Raw genomic sequence first — 17,980 nt, 5'->3', positions numbered from 1 at the left:
TCGGTCCGCCGTGACCGCCGTGCCCGCGCGGACCCTGCTGCTCTGGTGCCCGGACTGGCCGGTGCTCGCCGCGGAGATCGTCGACGGGGTGCCGGCCACCGACCCGGTCGCCGTGCTGCACGCCAACCGGGTGGTCGCCTGCTCCGAGCGGGCCCGCGCCGAAGGGGTGCGCCGAGGGCTGCGCAAACGGGAGGCCCAGGGTCGATGCCCCCAGCTCACCGCCGTCGAGTACGACCCCGGACGGGACGCCCGGGCGTTCGAACCGGTGGTCGCCGCCGTCGAGGAACTGGTCGCCGGCGTCGAGGTGGTACGCCCCGGCGCGTGCGCGGTGGTGGCCCGGGGGCCGAGCCGCTACCTCGGGGGTGAGGAGGCGGCCGCCGAGCGGATCGTCGAGCACGTCGCCCAGGCCTGCGCGGTGGAGAGCCAGGTCGGCATCGCCGACGGGGTCTTCGCCGCCGGGCTGGCCGCCCGCGACGGACGGGTCGTTCCGCCCGGCGGGACACCGGGGTTCCTCGCCGACCTGCCGGTCGAGGCGCTCGGCCGCCCGGCCCTGGCCGACCTGCTGCGCCGGCTCGGCGTACGCACCCTGGGCGCCTTCGCCGCGCTGCCCGCCGGCGACGTGCTGGCCCGGTTCGGCTTCGACGGTGCGTTGGCGCACCGGCTGGCGGCCGGGCGGGACCACCGTCCGCTCGCGGTCCGGCAGCCCCCGGTCGACCTCGCGGTCACCGCCGACCACGACGAGCCGCTCGACCGGGTCGACGCGGCCGCCTTCGCCGCCCGGGCACTGGCCGAACGGCTGCACGACCGGCTCGCCGCGCACGGGCTGGCCTGCACCCGTCTCGGCATCGAGGCGGTCACCGCGCACGGCCAGGAACTGCACCGGGTCTGGCGGCACGACGGGCTGCTCACCGCCGCGGCCATCGCCGACCGGGTGCGCTGGCAGCTCGACGGCTGGCTGTCCGGCAGCACCGGCCGGGCCGGCACCCGCCCGACCCGCCCGACGGCGGGCATCATCCGGCTGCGGCTGGTCCCGGACGGGGTGGTCGCGCAGGCCGGCCTGCAACCTGGCCTGTGGGGGGAGACCGGCGAGGAGCGGGAGCGGGCGCACCGGGCGTTGAGCCGGGTGCAGGGCATCCTCGGCCCCGAGGCGGTGGTCACCGCGGTGCTCGGCGGCGGGCGCTCGCCGGCCGACCAGGTGCGCCTGGTGCCGTGGGGCGACGAACGCCTTCCGGCCCGACCCGTCCCGCCGCCGTGGCCGGGCCGCCTGCCGCCACCAGCGCCGGCCGTGGTGCTGCCCGACCCGCTCGCCGCGGTCGTGCACGACGCCGCCGGTGAACCGGTCGAGGTCAGCGCGCGGCTCCAGGTAAGCGCCGAGCCGGCCCGGCTGACCGTGGGCGCCGCCCGGCCGGTCGAGATCGTCGGCTGGGCCGGCCCCTGGCCGGTCGACGAGCGCTGGTGGGCGCCGGCCGAGGCCCGCCGCCGGGCCCGGTTCCAGGTCTGCCTGGCCGACGGTACGGCCCTGCTGCTCGCCGTCGAGGCCGGGCGGTGGCTGGTGGAGGCGATCTATGACTGAGCGCCCGCCCGAGGTCCTCGACCGGCCCCCGCCCCGCCCCCGCCGCCCCGCTCGGCCCGACGCCCTGCCGACGGGTCGGCTCGACGCCCTGCCGACGGGTCGGCTCGGCCGGGATGAAGCCTTGCCTGCGGCCCGGTCTGCGCGGGGTGGAGCCCTGCCCGCGGCTCGGCTCGGCCGGGGTGGAGTCTTGCCGGCGGCTCGGTCCGGGCGGGTTGAACCCCTGCCGGCGGCTCGGTCCGGCCGGTCCGATGCCCTGCCGGCGGGTCGGTTCGGCCGGCGTGAGGCTTCGCCAGTTGCCCCGCCGACGCTGTCGAGTTGCCCCGTTGACGGGACCGCCGGACGCAGGCTCTCGGATCTTGGTGAGTTTCGGCCCCTCCAGGGGCTCAAACTCACCAAGATCTCTCCGGCTGCCCGCCCGGAGGGGCTCTGATGAGCTTCCACAACCCGAAGCTGCCCTGGTCGGAGTTGGAGCGTGTGCTCTCCGGTCGGGAAGCCGGCACCGGCCGATCGGGCACGGGTCGGCCGGGTGCGGGCGCGGGGGCCTCGGGCGAGGAGCGGTCTGGTGTGGGCGCGGGTCGGCCGGGTGCGGGCGGGCCGGGCACGGGTCGGCCGGGTGCGGGCGCGGGGGCCTCGGGCGAGGAGCGGTCTGGTGTGGGCGCGGGTCGGCCGGGTGCGGGCGGGCCGGGCACGGGTCGGCCGGGTGCGGGCGCGGGGGCCTCGGGCGAGGAGCGATCCGGTGTGGGCGCGGCTCGACCGGGTGGGGGCGGGACAGACGTGGGCCGGCCGGGCGTGGGCGCGGAGGCGTCGGGCGAGGAGCGGTCTGGTGTGGGCGCGGGTCGACCGGGTGTGGACGCGGAGGCGACAGGCGAGGATCGGTCGAGTGCGGGTGCGTCGAGTGCGGGCCGGCCGGAGGCGGGCCGGACGGGTGCGGGCCGAGCGGGGGCGGGGCGGCCGGGAGCGGAACGAGCGGGGGCGAAGCGGCCGGGAGCGGAACGAGGGGGTGCGGGTCGGCCGGGGGAGGGGCGGGCCGGGGAGGGCAGCCGGGTGCGCGACGAGCGGCACCTGCACGTGGTCGACCCGTTGGCCGTGGACGCCGACGGCGGCGACTCTCCCGCCTGGAGCCGCAGGCGGGAGCACTACCAGCCGCCCGAGGTGGCCCGCCCCGACGACGCGGTGCCGTACGCCGAGTTGCACGCGCACACCAACTTCAGCTTCCTCGACGGTGCCAGCCACCCGGAGGAACTGGCCGAGGAGGCGGCCCGGCTGGGCCTCACCGCGCTTGCCGTCACCGACCACGACGGCTTCTACGGGGTGGTGCGCTTCGCCGAGGCGGCCCGCGCGCTGCACCTGCCGACGATCTTCGGCGCCGAGCTCTCCCTGGAGCTGCCCGGCCCGCAGAACGGCGAGCCCGACCCGCTCGGGCGGCACCTGCTGCTGCTCGCCCACGGCCACGAGGGGTACGCCCGGCTCGCCTCGACCATCGCCCGCGCCCAGCTGCGCGGCGGGGAGAAGGGCCGCCCGGTCTACGGTGAGCTGGAGGAGATCGCCGAGCAGTTGCGCGACCACGTGCTGGTGCTCACCGGCTGCCGCAAGGGGCACGTGCCGTCGGCGCTGCTCACCGAGGGGGTGGACGCGGCGGCCCGCGAGCTGGACCGGCTGACCGCCCTGTTCGGCGCGGAGACGGTGGCGGTGGAGCTGACCGACCACGGGCACCCGGTCGACACCGACCGCAACGACGCGCTCGCCGAGCTGGCGGCGGCGGCCGGGCTGCCCACGGTGGCCACCAACAACGTGCACTACGCCACCCCGGGCCGGCGGCGACTGGCCACCACCGTCGCGGCCGTCCGGGCCCGGCGCAGCCTGGACGAGATCGACGGCTGGCTACCCGCGGCCGGCACCGCCCACCTGAGGAGCGGCGCCGAGATGGCGGCCCGGTTCGCCGCGTACCCGGGGGCGGTGGCGCGGGCCGCCGAGTTCGGGGCCGAGCTGGCCTTCGACCTCCAGCTCGTCGCGCCGCGGCTGCCGGCGTACCCGGTGCCGCCCGGGCACACCGAGATGAGCTGGCTGCGCCACCTGACCCACGCCGGCGCCCGCGAGCGCTACGGCCCGCCCGAGGCGCACCCGAGGGCGTACGCGCAGCTCGACCACGAGCTGAACATGATCGAGGAGCTGGGCTTCCCCGGCTACTTCCTGGTGGTCTACGACATCGTCACGTTCTGCCGCGAGCAGGACATCTACTGCCAGGGGCGGGGCTCGGCGGCCAACTCGGCGGTCTGCTACGCGCTGCGGATCACCAACGTGGACGCCGTCCGGCACCGGCTGCTCTTCGAGCGCTTCCTCGCCCCGGAGCGCGACGGCCCGCCGGACATCGACGTGGACATCGAGTCCGACCGCCGGGAGGAGGTGATCCAGCACGTCTACGCCCGCTACGGCCGGGAGCACGCCGCCCAGGTCGCCAACGTCATCTCCTACCGGCCCCGCTCGGCGGTGCGGGACGTGGCCAAGGCGTTCGGGTTCTCGCCCGGGCAGCAGGACGCCTGGAGCAAGCAGATCGACCGCTGGGGCTCCGTGGCCCCGGTCGACGTGGCGGACATCCCCGAGCAGGTGGTCGCGTACGCCAACGAGTTGCAGACGTTCCCCCGGCACCTGGGCATCCACTCCGGCGGCATGGTGATCTGCGACCGGCCGGTGATCGAGGTGTGTCCGGTGGAGTGGGGGCGGATGCCGGGCCGCAGCGTGCTCCAGTGGGACAAGGACGACTGCGCCGCCGTCGGCCTGGTCAAGTTCGACCTGCTCGGGCTCGGCATGCTCTCCGCGCTGCACTACGGCTACGACATGATCGGGATGAGCCTGGACCTCGGGGACATGACGCTGGACGATCCCGAGGTCTACGACATGCTCTGCCGGGCCGACTCGGTCGGGGTGTTCCAGGTGGAGAGCCGCGCCCAGATGGCCACCCTGCCCCGGCTGAAGCCCCGCGAGTTCTACGACCTGGTGGTCGAGGTGGCGCTGATCCGGCCGGGCCCGATCCAGGGCGGCTCGGTGCATCCGTACATCCGGCGCAAGAACGGCCAGGAGCCGGTGACCTACCCGCACCCGCTGATGCGCAACGCGCTGGAGAAGACCCTCGGCGTGCCGCTGTTCCAGGAACAGCTCATGCAGCTCGCCATCGACCTGGCGGGCTTCGACGCCGCCGGGGCCGACCAGCTGCGCCGGGCGATGGGCGCCAAGCGTTCCGCGGAGCGGATGGCCCGCATCGCCGACCGGCTCTACGCGGGCATGGCGGAGCGGGGCATCACCGGCGAGCTGGCGGACGACGTCTTCCACAAGCTCTCCGCGTTCGCCAGCTACGGCTTCCCGGAGAGCCACGCGATGAGCTTCGCCTACCTGGTCTATGCCAGCTCCTGGCTCAAGCGCTACCACCCGGGGCCGTTCCTGGCCGCGCTGCTCAACGCCCAGCCGATGGGCTTCTACTCGCCGCAGACGCTTGTCGACGACGCCCGCCGGCACGGGGTGGAGGTGCGCCGGCCGGACATCAACGCCAGCGGCGCGCTGGCGGTGCTGGAGTCCACCCCGCAGACCCGGTGGGGCAGCGCGCCGGGGGAGCCGCCGCACGCCTGGGGGCTGAACGGGCCCGCCGTCCGGCTCGGACTCTCCGGCGTGCGTACCCTCGGCGACGGGGTGGCCGAGCGGATCGAGGCGGAGCGGGCGGCGCGCGGGCCGTACCGCGACATGCCGGATCTGGCCCGGCGCGTGGGTCTCACCGCCGCGCAGCTGGAGGCGCTGGCCACCGCGGACGCCTTCGCCTGTTTCGGGCTGTCCCGGCGGCAGGCCCTCTGGGCCGCGGGCGCGGCGGCCCAGGACCGGCCGGGCCGGCTGCCGGGCACGGTGACCGGCGCGACCGCGCCCACCCTGCCCGGGATGGAGGCGGTGGAGCGGCTGGTCGCCGACGTCTGGGCGACCGGGTTGTCGCCGGAGAGCCACCCGGCGAGCTTCATCCGCCCCCGGCTCGACGCGCTCGGCGCGGTGCCGATCGCCCGGCTCGGCGGGGTGGAGCCGGGGCGGCGCATCCGGGTCGGCGGGATCGTCACCCACCGGCAGCGGCCCGCGACCGCCGGCGGGGTCACCTTCCTCAACCTGGAGGACGAGACGGGGATGCTCAACGTCACCTGCTCCCCGGGCCTGTGGCAGCGCTACCGGCGGGTGGCCCGCACGAGCGCCGCGCTGGTGGTGCGGGGACGGTTGCAGCGGCACGAGGGAGTGATCAACCTCACCGCCGACCGGCTGGACGCCATCGAGCCCCCGGTCAGTCCGCCCTCGCGCGACTTCCGCTGACGGCAGTGATCCACATTACGGTTTTCCGGGCCGGATGGAGGGACACTCCAGCTCGCGCGGGCAGAGTGGCCCGCGCGAGCACGAGGGGGACGAACGATCATGGGAAACAACGACCGTAGCGGTGGGGTGGCGAACTCCCGGCGGACCCGGCTCGGCGCCGGTTGGACCCCGAGCCACCACACGGAGCCGCGCGAGTACGAGATCGTCGAGGGCCCGGTGGCCAACGCCCTGCGGTCGCGGGCCGAGGACGACGCCACGGCCGGCGAGTCCTGACCTCCCACCCGGAGCCGGCCGGGTCGCCACAGGTGCGGCTCGGTGCGGCTGGACCGGGTGACTAGGCTCGACCGGGTGGAGCAGACCCCAGGCCGGCTCGCCGGGCCGCCGCTGACCCCCCGTACCGCCGTGATCTGGTCGGTGCTGCGCGCCGAGCTGGAGCGCCGCGCCGGCACCGCGCTGACCGTGCTCGACGTCGGCGGCGGCACGGGCGGCTTCGCCGTGCCGCTGGCCCAGGCCGGGCACCGGGTCACCGTGGTCGACGCCAGTCCCGACGCGCTCGCCGCGCTGACCCGCCGGGCCGCGGAGGCCGGCGTGGCCGAGCGGGTCCGCGCCGTGCAGGGCGACGGCGACGCGCTCGCCGGCCTGGTCGAGCCGGGCAGCGCCGACCTGGTGCTCTGCCACGCCGTGCTGGAGGTCGTCGACGATCCGGCGGCGGTGGTGGCGGCGTTGGCCGCCGCGCTGCGGCCGGGCGGCGCCGCGAGCGTGCTCGTCGCCAGCCGGGCCGCCGCCGTGCTCGGCCGGGCCATGAACGGGCACCTGGACGTCGCCGCCGCGCTGGCCGCCGATCCGGCCGGCACCGCCGGCGCCCGGGACACCCTGCGCCGGCGCTACGACGCCGACGGCGCCGCCGCGCTGCTCACCGCCGCCGGGCTCGTGGTCGAGCAGATCCACGGCGTACGCGTGCTCGCCGACCTGCTCCCCGCCGCCGTCGCCGACGGCCAGCCCGCCGCCCTGGTCGAGTTGGAGCGGGCGCTCGCCGCGCGGGCGCCCTGGCGGGACCTCGCCGCCCAGCTGCACCTGTTCGCCCGCCGCCCGTGACCGATCCGCCCCGCCCGCCGCACCCGCCCGGGCCCACGCTGGAGATCGTCGGGCCGCGCTACGGCGACGCCAGCCTCGCCGACGTCCTGCCGTCCGCACTCGCCGTGCTCGACGTGCCCGGCGCCACCGATCCGCTCGGACTGCGGGCCGCGCTGCCCGGGGTACGCCGGATCGCGGTGCTGCTCGTCGACGGCCTCGGCTGGCACCAGATCCCGACCGCCGCCCCGTACGCGCCGACCCTGGTGGGGCTCGCCGCCACCGTCGGGCGGCAGCTGACCTCCGGCTTCCCGTCGACCACGCCGACCAGCCTGGTGACGCTGGGCACCGGCGCCGCCCCCGGCGCGCACGGCGTGCTCGGGTTCACGGTGCGGGTGCCGGGGACCGATCAGGTGCTCAACCACGTCGAGTGGGCGGCCGACCCGGCGCCGCTGCGCTGGCAGCCGGTGCGTACGCAGCTGGAACGGGCCCGCGCCGCCGGGGTCGCGGTGACGGTGGTGAGCCGGCCCGAGTTCGGCGGCAGCGGGCTGACGCTGGCCGCCAACCGGGGCGGCGACTACCGCGGCGCGGCCGGCGTCGACGCGCTCGCCGAACGGATGCTCGCCGCCCTGGCCGCCGGGCCGGGGCCCACCCTGGTCTCCGGCTACCACCCCGACCTGGACCGGCACGGCCACCTCAGCGGTGTCGACTCGGCGCCCTGGCGGATCGCCGCCGCCGAGGTGGACCGGCTGCTGGCCCGGCTCGTCGACGGGCTGCCGCCCGACGCCGCGCTGCTGGTCACCGCCGACCACGGCCAGCTCGACGTGCCGGCCGAAGACCGCTTCGACCTGGACACCGACCCCCGGCTGCGCGCCGGGCTGGAGGTGGTCGCCGGGGAACCCCGGGTCCGCTACCTGCACGTCGCCCCCGGCGCCGTGGACGACGTGGTGGCCGCCTGGTCGGCGGTGCTCGGCGACGCGGCCCGGGTGCGTACCCGCGACGAGGTGGTGGCTGCCGGCTGGTTCGGTCCGGTGGCGGAGGAACACCTGGCGCGCATCGGCGACGTGGTGGTGATCTGCAACGGCACGTACGCGGTGACCGCCTCCCGCTCCGAGCCGCCGGCGGTCTCCCGGCTGGTGGCGTACCACGGGGCGGACACGGCGGCCGAGATGGCGATCCCGCTGCTGGTCGTCCGCGGCTGACCGGACCGGCGCGGGTGGGACGCCCGCGCCGGCCGTTCCGCGCCCGGGAGCGGGCTCAGCCGTTCGCGGGGAGCGTCGCCGCGCTCACCGTGCGCTCCCGGTGAGCCCCTCGATCGCCCGCACGAGGTCGTCGGCGGTGGGGGCCGACCGGGAGTCGAGCATCCACTGGAGCAGCACGCCGTTGATGAGGGCCAGGGCGAGCGAGCCGAAGCGTCGCGCCTGGTCCGCCGAGACCTCCGCGGGCGCGACGTCCAGCACCAGTGCGGCGAGTTCCCGCCGGCTGGCGGCGTAGCTGGCCACGAGCTGGTCCCGCACCTCGGGCGCGAACTCCGCCTGGGCGTACGCCTGCACGCTCGCCACCAGGACGGCCCGTTGCTCGGGCGCCAGCGCGAGAATGCCGTCGAGGAACCGGCGGAGGCGGTCCAGCGGCGCGCCTCCGGGCTCGGCCACGACGGCCGCGGCGATCGCGTCGCCCCAGGCGTCGAAGGTCTCCAGGAGGGCCGCGTTGAGCAGGGCGTCCTTGCTGCCGAAGTGGTAGCCGATGGAGCCGAGGTGGGCACCGGTCGCCGCCACGATGTCCCGGGCCGTGGTGTGGGCGTAGCCCTTCTCCACCAGGCACCGCTTCGCCCCCGCCAGGAGGTCCTCCCGCTGTCCCACGCCGGCAGTGTAGTCGCTGCCCTTGGACGCGCGTCTTGTACAAGCGTCTTGCACGGATGTATTGCACAAGCGTCTTGTACGAGCGTACATTTCGCGGGTGACCACTCCTGCACCCTCCCGTGCCGGCAGTCGGGAATGGCTCGGCCTCGTCGCGCTCGTCATTCCCGCCCTGCTCACCTCCATGGACCTCTCCGTGCTGTTCATGGCCGCGCCCTGGATCAGCGCCGACCTCGCACCCAGCGCCGGCCAGTACCTGTGGATCATGGACATCTACGGCTTTGTGATGGCCGGTCTCCTGGTGACCATGGGCAGCCTCGGCGACCGCGTCGGACGCCGCCGGCTCCTGCTCGTCGGGGCCGCCGCGTTCGGCGCGGCGTCGCTGTTGGCCGCGTTCGCCACCAGCCCCGAACTCCTCGTCGCCGCCCGGGCCCTGCTCGGCATCGGCGGGGCCACCCTCGCGCCGTCGACGCTCTCCCTCATCCGGGGCATGTTCGCCGACGACGACCAGCGGCGTACCGCGATCGGGATCTGGACGGCCGCGTTCACCGGCGGCATCGCGATCGGCCCCATCATCGGCGGCTTCCTGCTGGAGCGGTTCTGGTGGGGCTCGGTGTTCGTCATCAACGTCCCCGTCATGCTCCTGCTGCTCGTCGTCGGCCCGTTCCTGCTGCGCGAGTCCAAGGATCCGAACCCGGGCCGGTTCGACCCGCTCAGTTCCGTGCTCTCCCTGGCCGCCGTGCTGCCGGTCATCTACGCCGTCAAGCGCTCCGCCGAGGACGGCCCGAACGCGGTGTCGCTGGTGGCCCTCGCCGTCGGCCTGGCCGTCGGCGCGCTCTTCGTCCGCCGGCAGCGCCGCAGCGAGCGGCCGATGATCGACGTGCGGCTCTTCACCAGGAGTTCCTTCTCCGCCTCCATCGGGGCGAACACGGCGATCACGTTCGCGAGCGCGGGCATGGGTCTGCTCGCGGTCACGTACCTGCAGACCGTGCTCGGCCTCACCCCGTTCGACGCCGCGCTCTGGATGCTCCCGACCATCGCGGGGAGCATCGTCGGTGTCGCGCTCGCCTCCGCTCTCGCGCCGCGCACCCGGCCGGCCGTCCTCGTCGCCGCCGGGCTCGTGATCGCCGCCGGCGGGTTCCTGCTGGTCAGCACGATGCGGGCCGACGCGCCGGTCTGGTGGCTGATCGCCAGTTACGGCCTGCTCACCGTCGGGGTCGGGATGACCAGCACGCTGGCCACCTCGCTCGTGCTCACCACGGCCCCGCCCGAGCGGGCGGGGGCCGCCTCGGCGATCGCCGAGACGAGCACCGAGTTCGGCGGCGCGCTCGGCATCGCCGTGCTGGGCAGCATCTCCGCCGCCACCTACCGCGCGGAGATGGAGACCGGGGTGCCGCCCGGGCTCGACGGCGAACTCGCCCACGCCGCGACCGACACCGTCGGCGGTGCCCTCACCGTGGCCGCGCAGCTCCCGGCCGAGGTGGCCGACGTGCTGCTGGCCCGGGCCTTCGAGGCCGTCACCGAGGGCTTCACGGCCACCGCCCTCATCGGCGCGGCGATCCTCCTCCTCGGCGCGGTCGCCTGCGCCGTCGCCCTGCGGCGGGTGCCGGCGGGGACCACGCCCACCGACCCGCACTGACCGGGCGAACCGCCCCGGGACCACCCCGGCCGGCCCCGCCCGGGCCTGCCGGGGTGGCATGTCACAGGCCCGGGCTAGCCTGCGGGGATGGGCCGCAGCCAGTCGTTGCCCCGGGGCGGCGATCCCCGGTTCGGGCCGGACGCCGACGATTCCGGCTGCCCGATCCTGCACGTCGACATGGACGCCTTCTTCGCCTCGGTCGAGGTCCGCCGCCGGCCGGAGCTGCGCGGTCGGCCCGTCGTGGTCGGCGGGACCGGCCCGCGCGGGGTGGTGAGCTCCGCCAGCTACGAGGCCCGGCGCTACGGCGTACGCAGCGCCATGCCCACCGCCCGGGCCCGGGCGCTCTGCCCGCACGCGGTCTACCTGCCGCCGGACTTCACGCAGTACTCGGCGGCCTCCGCCGCGGTGATGCAGATCTTCCGGGACGTCACCCCGCTGGTCGAGCCGCTCTCCCTGGACGAGGCGTTCCTCGACGTGGCCGGCGCCCGGCGGCTCTTCGGCCCGCCGGCCGCCATCGCCCGGCGCATCCGCGAGCGGGTCGCGGGGGAGCAGGGGCTGAGCTGTTCCGTCGGCGTCGGGCCGAGCAAGTTCGTGGCCAAGCTCGGCTCGACGCGCGCCAAGCCCGACGGCCTGCTCGTCGTCCCGGCCACCCGTGTGCTCGACTTCCTGCACCCGCTGCCGGTGTCGGCGCTGTGGGGGGTGGGGGAGCGCTCCACCGAGACGCTGCGGCGGCTGGGCCTGGCCACGATCGGCGATCTCGCCGAGGCCCCGGTCGGCATGCTGCGCAAGGCGCTCGGCGAGGCGTCCGCCGCCCACCTGCACGAGCTGGCCTGGGGGCGCGACCCGCGCCGGGTCACCCCCGAGCAGGCGGAGAAGTCGATCGGCGCCGAGGTGACCTTCGACGTGGACGTCACCGACCCGCTGGAGATCCGCCGGGCGCTGCTCGCCCTCGCCGAGAAGGTCGGCATCCGGCTGCGCCGGGCCGGGCAGGTCGGGCGCACCGTGTCGCTCAAGGTGCGGCTGACCGATTTCCGCACCGTCAGCCGCTCCCGCACGGCGGGTGTGCCGACCGACGTCGCCAGGGAGATCTTCGACACCGTCTGGGCGCTCTACACCGCGCTCGACCCGGGTGAGCCCGTCCGTCTGGTCGGCGTACGGGTGGAGGGGCTCGCCGCCGCGCGGGAGACCCCGCGGCAGCTCACCCTCGGCGCGCCCGAGCGGGGCTGGCGGGAGGCGGAGGCCGCAGCCGACGCCGCCGCTGCCCGTTTCGGGCGGTCCGTCATAGGTCCGGCCAGTCTGCTCGGGCCCCGCGAGGGGCGACGAAATGAAAATCCACCCCGGCCGTAGGTCGTCCCGCTTTCCGACGCGCGAGGGCCCTCGTAGACTTGCGGGTAAGCAGCCGGTTGGCTGCCACGGTCTGTCGGCCCGACCGGGCCGACCAACGTGACCGGGGAGGAGTGCCGTGCCGCTCTCGGAGCACGAGCAGCGGCTGTTCGAGCAGATCGAGCGGTCGCTTGCCGAGGACCCCAAATTCGCCTCGGCCGTGCGCGCCAGCGATCCGCGCTTCCACGCGCGGCGTCGCCTGCTCGTCGCTGCCGGCGTGATCATCGCTGGGCTGGCCCTGTTGGTCTATGGCGCGGTGATCAAGCTTCCGCCGCTGGCAGTGGCGGGTTTCGTCGTCATGCTGGCCTCGGCCGCGTTCGCGGTGCAGTCGCACCGTCGGGGGCAGTCACCGGACCTGCACGTCGTGGGCGGGACGACGAGTCGTCGTCGCCCCCGCGGCCGGTCGGGTCGTCGGTCCTCGATCCTGGACCGGATGGAGGACCGGTGGCGGCAGCGCCCGGAGGGGCACCGCTGAGCCCGGCCCGCCCCTGAGGCGGGCCGCGCGACAAACAGTCGGCCGCCGGGACGCCCGGCGGCCACCGACGACTCCGCACGCCCCGGGGGCGTGCACCCTCCTCATCTCCCGATGTCCGGCATCCGGCCGGCCCCGTCGGCCCTGAGCCCGGTCGGCCCTGACGGCCGTCGGCTGGCGGCCCGACGACCGGGGGTATCGCACCGTGACGGCCCGGCACCCGGCATAGCGGACCTGGAGAATCTGGAACGCTCGCCGACCGAGGCCCGTGCCGCGACGGCAGCCCCGCGAACGCGACGGGCCGGCGGGGGCGGGTGCCCCTACCGGCCCGTTCGTCCGTCGGTCAGCGGGCCATGCGGCCGGCCAGCAGGCGACGCGGGTTCCAGCGCAGCAACCGGTGCCGGGCCCGCCCGCCCGCCGCCACCAGCCGGGACGACGCCTCGGCCGTGCCCGTGCGCCAGCGCAGCAGCACCGACGGCGGCAGCACCGCCGCCACCAGGCGGGTACGCCGGTCGGTCTGTGCGGCGAGCGCGGCGCGTACGGTGCGCAGGGCCGGCAGGAGCTGCTCGCCGGTCAGCGGATCGCGGGCGTAGCGGGCGCGTTCCTCGGCGCGGCCGAGCAGGCGTACCGCCGTGGTCGCCACCGCGTCGGCGGTGAGCGCCTCCCGGGACAGCCGGTCGGCGGTCGCCCGGGGGGTCTCCGTCCGGTCCACCCGGACCCGGTAGTCCACGAGCGTGTCCAGCAGTTCGTCCCAGGCGGCGTGCGCGTCCGCCCGCGCCCGCTCCGCGTCCGCCACCACCACCATGCGTCGCCCGTCGGCGGGCGCGTCGCCGGCGGCCCCGGGTCGCACCGCCGCCGCTGCCGGTTTCGCCGGGCCGCTGCGCCTGCGGCGCAGGGCCGTGCGGCGCAGCGCCGGCAGGGCGAGCAGAGCGAGCAGGGCCAGCACCGCCGCGGCGGCGTACCAGGGCCAGACCGGGGCCTGGTCGGTGGGGGCGGTGCCGTCGAGGGCCAGGCCGGAGTCGATGTCCTCCTCGGGGCCCTCCGGCCCCGCCGGGCCGGCCGACGGGTCGACGTCGCCGGGGGCACTCGTCGGGCCTGCGGTCGGCGTCTCCGCCTCCGGGGCGTCGATGTCCGGCGCCCACGCCGACCGGGTCGAGCCCTGCACGCCGTACGCCGGGGTGGGGTCGAAGGGCACCCAACCGACCTCGTTGAAGTAGACCTCCGTCCAGGCGTGCAGGTTCCGGTTGGTCAGCGTGTACGTGCCGTCGCCGGAGTTGCTGCCGTTGGCGAAGCCGAACGCCACCCGGGCCGGTACGCCGGCGGCCCGGACCAGCCACGTCATCGCGGCGGCGTACTGCTGGCAGAAGCCGACCTTGTTGTCCAGGAAGTCGACGATCTCCCGCCCGCTGGTGCCGCCCTTGGTGCTCAGCGAGTAGGTGAAGCCGTTGTCCGCGGAGAAGTGGTCGTAGATCGCGCGGACCTTGTCGTACTCGGTGTCCTTGCCCCGTACCAGGGTGGAGACCAGCTCTTCGACCTCGGGCACCGGCGGCGGCGCGGGATGCAGGCGCCGCACGGCGTGGTCGGCCGGCAGCGGCGACGACCGGCGCAGGGCCGCCGGCGTGTAGGTCGAGCGCACGTACTCGAACGAGTAGCGCTTGTCGCGCGAGTTGTCCCGGTGGGAGAAGACCACCTGGAGGCTGGGGTCGTACGCCCAGTTGCCGTTGAGGCCCTCGGAGCGCACCGGTTCGGTGTAGACCGGCAGCAGCGGCATGTTGAGGGTCTTCGTCACCTCGACCGTGGCCTGGTACGTCCGCTGCTCGACGCCCCGCGCGGACGGCGCCGGCAGGTCGTCGACGGGCCGGCCCGTGGGGGTGCCCTCGCGGAAGCCGCTCGGCGTGAGCTTGTCGGCCACGCCGAAGCGCAGGTAGAAGGGGCGGGGCTCGTTCGTGGTGACCTTGACCAGGTCGGCGACCTCGGACTGGTTGAGCTGCCCGCTCAACGCCGCGAACAGGTCGATCCGGCCGGTGCCGCCCTGACCGGCGCGCCCGTTGCCGTTGCCGTTGCCCGAACCACCCAGCGTGTCCAGCAGCCCGCCCGTCATCCCCGGCACGGCCAGCGGCAGCACCACGGCCAGTGCCACACCCACCACCGCCAGCCGCCGGCCGGCGGCGGCCAGCGGCGAGGCCTCCCAGACGTCGACGTCCCGCCCGTCGCCGGTGAACCGCCGGCCGAACCGGCGGACCCGGTCGACGTTGTCGGTCACCAGCAGCCAGAGGAACCCGGCGGCGCCGACGACGAACGGCACCGCCGGGACGCTGTCCACGTAGACCGCGACGGGCACCGAGTAGATCGCCAGCATCGGCAGGCCGGCCAGCGCCGGCCGGCGCAGCCCGACGGTGAGCACGTCGACCACCACGGCCACCCCGCCGATCCCGAGCACCGTGACGAACAGCAGCGGGTCGGTGTCGGGGACCTTGACGCCGTACGAGCGCATGTCCTCCAGCGAGCCGTCGAGCAACTCGCCGAAGTGCGTGAAGGTCGACGGGGTGGGCACGATGCCCAGCAGTTCGGTGCCGCCGGGGAAGAGCCAGGTCAGGGCCAGCGTCAGGCCGGCCAGCATGCCCAGCGCCTGGCCCCAGAGCGGAACCCGCGCCAGCCGGGCTAGCGCGGCCACGGCGGCGACCACGGCCACCGCGATCGTCGCCTGGATCAGCCACGTCCAGCGTTCGAAGATGGCCGACAGCGGCGCGGCGGCGAGCAGCGTCGCCGCGGCGGCCACGAAGCCCAGGTTCCGGTGGGCGATCATGAGGGGACCCTTCCGTTCATCGCATGCCGCCGGCCACCGTCTCGGCCATGGCCGCCCGCAGCGCGAAGCCCTGCGAGCCGCGGGCCGCCTGCGGCCACAGCGCGGGCAACTGCGTGCCGTGGTCGACGCCGATGACCCGCCAGCCGCTCTGCAACATGGCCAGCGCGGCGGCGCCGTGGGCGTGGTCGGCCTCGGCCCGGGCCTTGGCGGGCAGGTTGAGCCAGGTGGAGCTGTCGAGCAGGAAACCGACGCAGGTGGCGCCGTTGCCCCGCAGCCCGGCCAGCAGCTCGGCCTCGGCCGTGCTCACCGAGCCGAAGAGGCCGATGATCAGGCCGCCGTCCGACCGTTGCCGGACCCGCTGCACCAGCGTGGTCAACTCGCCGAACTTGTCGAGCCGGACCTCGGCGAGGTGGTCGAGGAGCACCCCGTCGCCGGCCGCCTCGGACGCGTCCACGTCCGCGCCGGAACCGGTGACCAGGCGCAGCTTGTAGCCGGCCTGCCGCAGGTGCACCGCGATGCTGGCCGCCGCGGAGACCGCCCACTCGAAGGAGGCCGTCGGCCCGTCGCCGCGGTGGCCGTACGCGCGGGTGTCCAGCACGACGGTGGCCCGGCTCTCCCAGGGCTGCTCCTCCCGGCGCACCATCAGCTCGCCCGTGCGCGCGGTGGACTTCCAGTGCACCCGGCGCAGGTCGTCGCCCATCCGGTACTCCCGGGTGGCGGCGTCGTCCTCGCCGTGCACCGCGACCGAGCGGGCCCGGCTGTCGCCGCTGCCGGCGTACTCGCCGGGCAGGCGCACCGAGGGCAGCGGCGTGACCTGCGGGATGACGGTCAGATGATCGGTGCTCGGGAAGGCGCGGCTCAGCTCGCACAACCCGAACGGGTCGGTCATCCGGACCACCAGCGGGCCCACCTCGTAGCGGCCACGCACGTCGGCGCGCACCGTGTAGGCCACCGAGCTGGCCTGGTGGGCGCCGAGCCGCTCCAGCACCACCCGGGGCCGGCTGCCCAGCGCGTACGGCAGCCGGTCCTCCAGCAGCAGGGTGCCGGTGGGCAGGCGGGACATGTTCTGCAACCGCAGCACCACCCGGGAGCTGGCCCCGACGGGCACCCGGTGCGGGTCCAGCGACCGGTTGCAGGCCAGCTTGTAGCGGCTGCGCCCGACGTAGGCCGCGGCGAGCAGCGGCAGGACGGCCAGCAGCACGGCCACCCGGAGCAGGTCCTTCTCGCCGAGGATGCCGGCCGAGACCGCCGCCGCGACCGCGGCCGCCACGAACGAACGGCCGCGGGTGGTCAGGCCGCGCAGCCCGTCGCGCACGTCACCGCCTCCGCGGCTCGTACGTGGCTCGGCCGTTGCCCTCGCCCGTGGGGCGGGTGTCGTACGGGGAGCGCCCGCGGTCGTGTGGCAGCGGCAGCCGGTGCACCAGCTCGGAGACGATCGCGTCGGTCGTACGCCGGGCGAGCTGGGCGTCGGCGGTGGGGATGATCCGGTGCGCGAGCACCGGCACGGCCAGCACCTGGAGGTCGTCGGGCAGGACGTAGTCGCGCCCCTCCAGGGCGGCCACCGCGCGGGCGGTGCGCAGGAGCTGGAGGGTCGCCCGCGGGGAGGCGCCCAGCCGCAGGTCGGCGGCCTCGCGGGTGGCGGTGACCAGGTCGATCGCGTACTGCTTCACGGCGTCGGCGACGTGCACCTGCCGGACGTGGCCGATCAGCTGCCGCACGGTGTTGGCGTCGGCGACCGGACGCAGCTCGTCCAGCGGGTCCGTCGCGCCGTGCCCGTCGAGCATCGCCAGCTCGGCGCTCGGGTCCGGGTAGCCCATCGCGATGCGGGCGGTGAACCGGTCGCGCTGCGCCTCGGGGAGGGGATAGGTGCCCTCCATCTCGATCGGGTTCTGGGTCGCGACGACCATGAACGGCGTCTGGAGGTGGTAGGTGACGCCGTCGACGGTGACCTGGCGCTCCTCCATGCACTCCAGCAGCGCCGACTGCGTCTTCGGCGAGGCGCGGTTGATCTCGTCGCCGACGACCAGGTTGGCGAAGACCGCACCGGGGCGGAACTCGAAGTCGTGCGTCTCCTGGTTGTAGACGCTGACCCCCGTGACGTCGCTGGGCAGCAGGTCGGGGGTGAACTGGATGCGGCGCACGGAGCAGTCGATCGACCGGGCCATGGCCTTGGCGAGCTTGGTCTTGCCGACCCCGGGCACGTCCTCGATGAGCAGGTGGCCCTCGGCGAGCAGGACGGCCAGGGCGAGCCGCACGGTGGCGGTCTTGCCCTCGATGACCTGCTCGATGTTGGACACGATGGCTTCGCTGGCGGCGCGGAACTCGTCGTGCGGCAACACGCCGCCCACCTCGTCCCAGGTCTGTTGTGTCACGGGCCTCCTCCTCGTCGCCGGACGGCAGCTCTGTATAGAGCACCTGGACCCGCCGTAGGGTTCGCGACGCCGAGCCTCGTCTGCCGCAGAAATCTCACTGGTCTCTCAGGCTAACCATGTTTGTCGCCGTCGCCGACCCCCGCAGGTAGACGGTCGGTTACGCACCGAACATTCGCCGGGTCGGGGGACGGACCGTCGCTCTCGGTGCCGGTGATCATCACGAAGGGCTGCCCCGGCGCGTACGTCCGCGGTCGCCGTCCCGACCTGTGGCGGCGGGCGACGTGCGGGACGGGACGGCGGGGTACACTCCCGGGCATGGCCGGATTCTTCCTGCTTCTTACCGGGCCGTGCTGATGCGCTGACGCGCGACAGCACGGCGGCCCCTCCTGCGCGAGGGGCTTTTTTGTGCCCTCCGCCGGACGCCCCGGCGATCGGCACCCGGCACCGGCGGCGGCCCTCGGGCGGCGCGGCGC

The 17,980-nt window shown here is 75.5% G+C and carries 12 protein-coding genes; 8 read left to right on the top strand and 4 right to left on the bottom strand.

All coding sequences use genetic code 11. The annotated features are described in order from the left end of the window. Positions 1–10 precede the first annotated feature (10 nt). The 5 genes from ACN27A_RS11020 (at position 11) to ACN27A_RS11000 (ending at position 8,181) form a co-directional block, all read left to right on the top strand. A complete protein-coding gene (locus tag ACN27A_RS11020) occupies positions 11–1,573 on the top strand; it encodes a DNA polymerase Y family protein (RefSeq protein ID WP_421452160.1) in 1,563 nt (520 codons plus the stop codon). Positions 1,574–2,617: 1,044 nt separating this feature from the next. After that, on the top strand, positions 2,618–5,908 hold the full coding sequence (locus ACN27A_RS11015; RefSeq protein WP_421452157.1) for an error-prone DNA polymerase: 3,291 nt from the start codon (positions 2,618–2,620) through the stop codon (positions 5,906–5,908). Positions 5,909–6,007: 99 nt separating this feature from the next. Further along, complete coding sequence (locus ACN27A_RS11010) at positions 6,008–6,181, top strand: hypothetical protein (protein ID WP_421452155.1); 174 nt, start codon at positions 6,008–6,010, stop codon at positions 6,179–6,181. 57 nt (positions 6,182–6,238) lie between these two features. Then, positions 6,239–7,003 carry a methyltransferase domain-containing protein gene (locus ACN27A_RS11005; protein ID WP_421458437.1) on the top strand — a complete coding sequence of 255 codons (765 nt, stop codon included), beginning with the start codon at positions 6,239–6,241 and terminating at the stop codon, positions 7,001–7,003. Continuing rightward, on the top strand, positions 7,000–8,181 hold the full coding sequence (locus tag ACN27A_RS11000) for an alkaline phosphatase family protein (RefSeq protein WP_421452152.1): 1,182 nt from the start codon (positions 7,000–7,002) through the stop codon (positions 8,179–8,181). Before ACN27A_RS11005 ends, ACN27A_RS11000 begins: the two co-directional genes overlap by 4 nt. Before the next feature lie 84 nt (positions 8,182–8,265). Here ACN27A_RS11000 and ACN27A_RS10995 read toward each other — a convergent pair whose 3' ends face one another. After that, positions 8,266–8,838, bottom strand: a complete 573-nt coding sequence (locus ACN27A_RS10995; RefSeq protein WP_421452150.1) for a TetR/AcrR family transcriptional regulator — start codon at positions 8,836–8,838, stop codon at positions 8,266–8,268. A 97-nt stretch (positions 8,839–8,935) separates the two neighbouring features. Between ACN27A_RS10995 and ACN27A_RS10990 the strand changes: the two genes are divergently transcribed. From ACN27A_RS10990 to ACN27A_RS10980, 3 genes are all read left to right on the top strand, one after another. Next, positions 8,936–10,474, top strand: a complete 1,539-nt coding sequence (locus ACN27A_RS10990) for an MFS transporter (protein ID WP_421452147.1) — start codon at positions 8,936–8,938, stop codon at positions 10,472–10,474. A gap of 87 nt (positions 10,475–10,561) precedes the next feature. Continuing rightward, positions 10,562–11,821: a DNA polymerase IV gene (locus ACN27A_RS10985; RefSeq protein ID WP_421452144.1), complete on the top strand. Its 1,260-nt coding sequence runs from the start codon at positions 10,562–10,564 to the stop codon at positions 11,819–11,821. Positions 11,822–11,936: 115 nt separating this feature from the next. After that, positions 11,937–12,332, top strand: a complete 396-nt coding sequence (locus tag ACN27A_RS10980) for a DUF3040 domain-containing protein (protein ID WP_421452142.1) — start codon at positions 11,937–11,939, stop codon at positions 12,330–12,332. A gap of 340 nt (positions 12,333–12,672) precedes the next feature. Here the strand turns inward: ACN27A_RS10980 and ACN27A_RS10975 are convergent, their stop codons facing one another. The 3 genes from ACN27A_RS10975 to ACN27A_RS10965 are packed head-to-tail and all read right to left on the bottom strand — an operon-like array spanning position 12,673 to position 17,507. Further along, positions 12,673–15,135 (bottom strand): transglutaminase TgpA family protein, encoded by a 2,463-nt coding sequence (locus ACN27A_RS10975; protein ID WP_421452139.1) that lies wholly within the window; start codon positions 15,133–15,135, stop codon positions 12,673–12,675. A 16-nt stretch (positions 15,136–15,151) separates the two neighbouring features. Next, positions 15,152–16,450, bottom strand: a complete 1,299-nt coding sequence (locus tag ACN27A_RS10970; protein ID WP_393164853.1) for a DUF58 domain-containing protein — start codon at positions 16,448–16,450, stop codon at positions 15,152–15,154. Between the two features lies 1 nt (position 16,451). Further along, positions 16,452–17,507 (bottom strand): AAA family ATPase, encoded by a 1,056-nt coding sequence (locus ACN27A_RS10965; protein ID WP_357580149.1) that lies wholly within the window; start codon positions 17,505–17,507, stop codon positions 16,452–16,454. Positions 17,508–17,980 lie beyond the last annotated feature (473 nt).

It is taken from the genome of Micromonospora sp. WMMD737, from assembly GCF_049179055.1.
In the GTDB taxonomy this organism is placed as follows: Bacteria; Actinomycetota; Actinomycetes; order Mycobacteriales; family Micromonosporaceae; genus Micromonospora; species Micromonospora reichwaldensis.
This window is presented reverse-complemented; position numbering and strand designations above follow the sequence as displayed.

Coding starts and splice junctions, on each gene's coding strand:
- ACN27A_RS11010 (WP_421452155.1), top strand. CDS start 6,008: ATGGGAAACAACGACCGTAGCGGTGGGGTGGCGAACTCCCGGCGGACC.
- ACN27A_RS10985 (WP_421452144.1), top strand. CDS start 10,562: ATGGGCCGCAGCCAGTCGTTGCCCCGGGGCGGCGATCCCCGGTTCGGG.
- ACN27A_RS10975 (WP_421452139.1), bottom strand. CDS start 15,135: ATGATCGCCCACCGGAACCTGGGCTTCGTGGCCGCCGCGGCGACGCTG.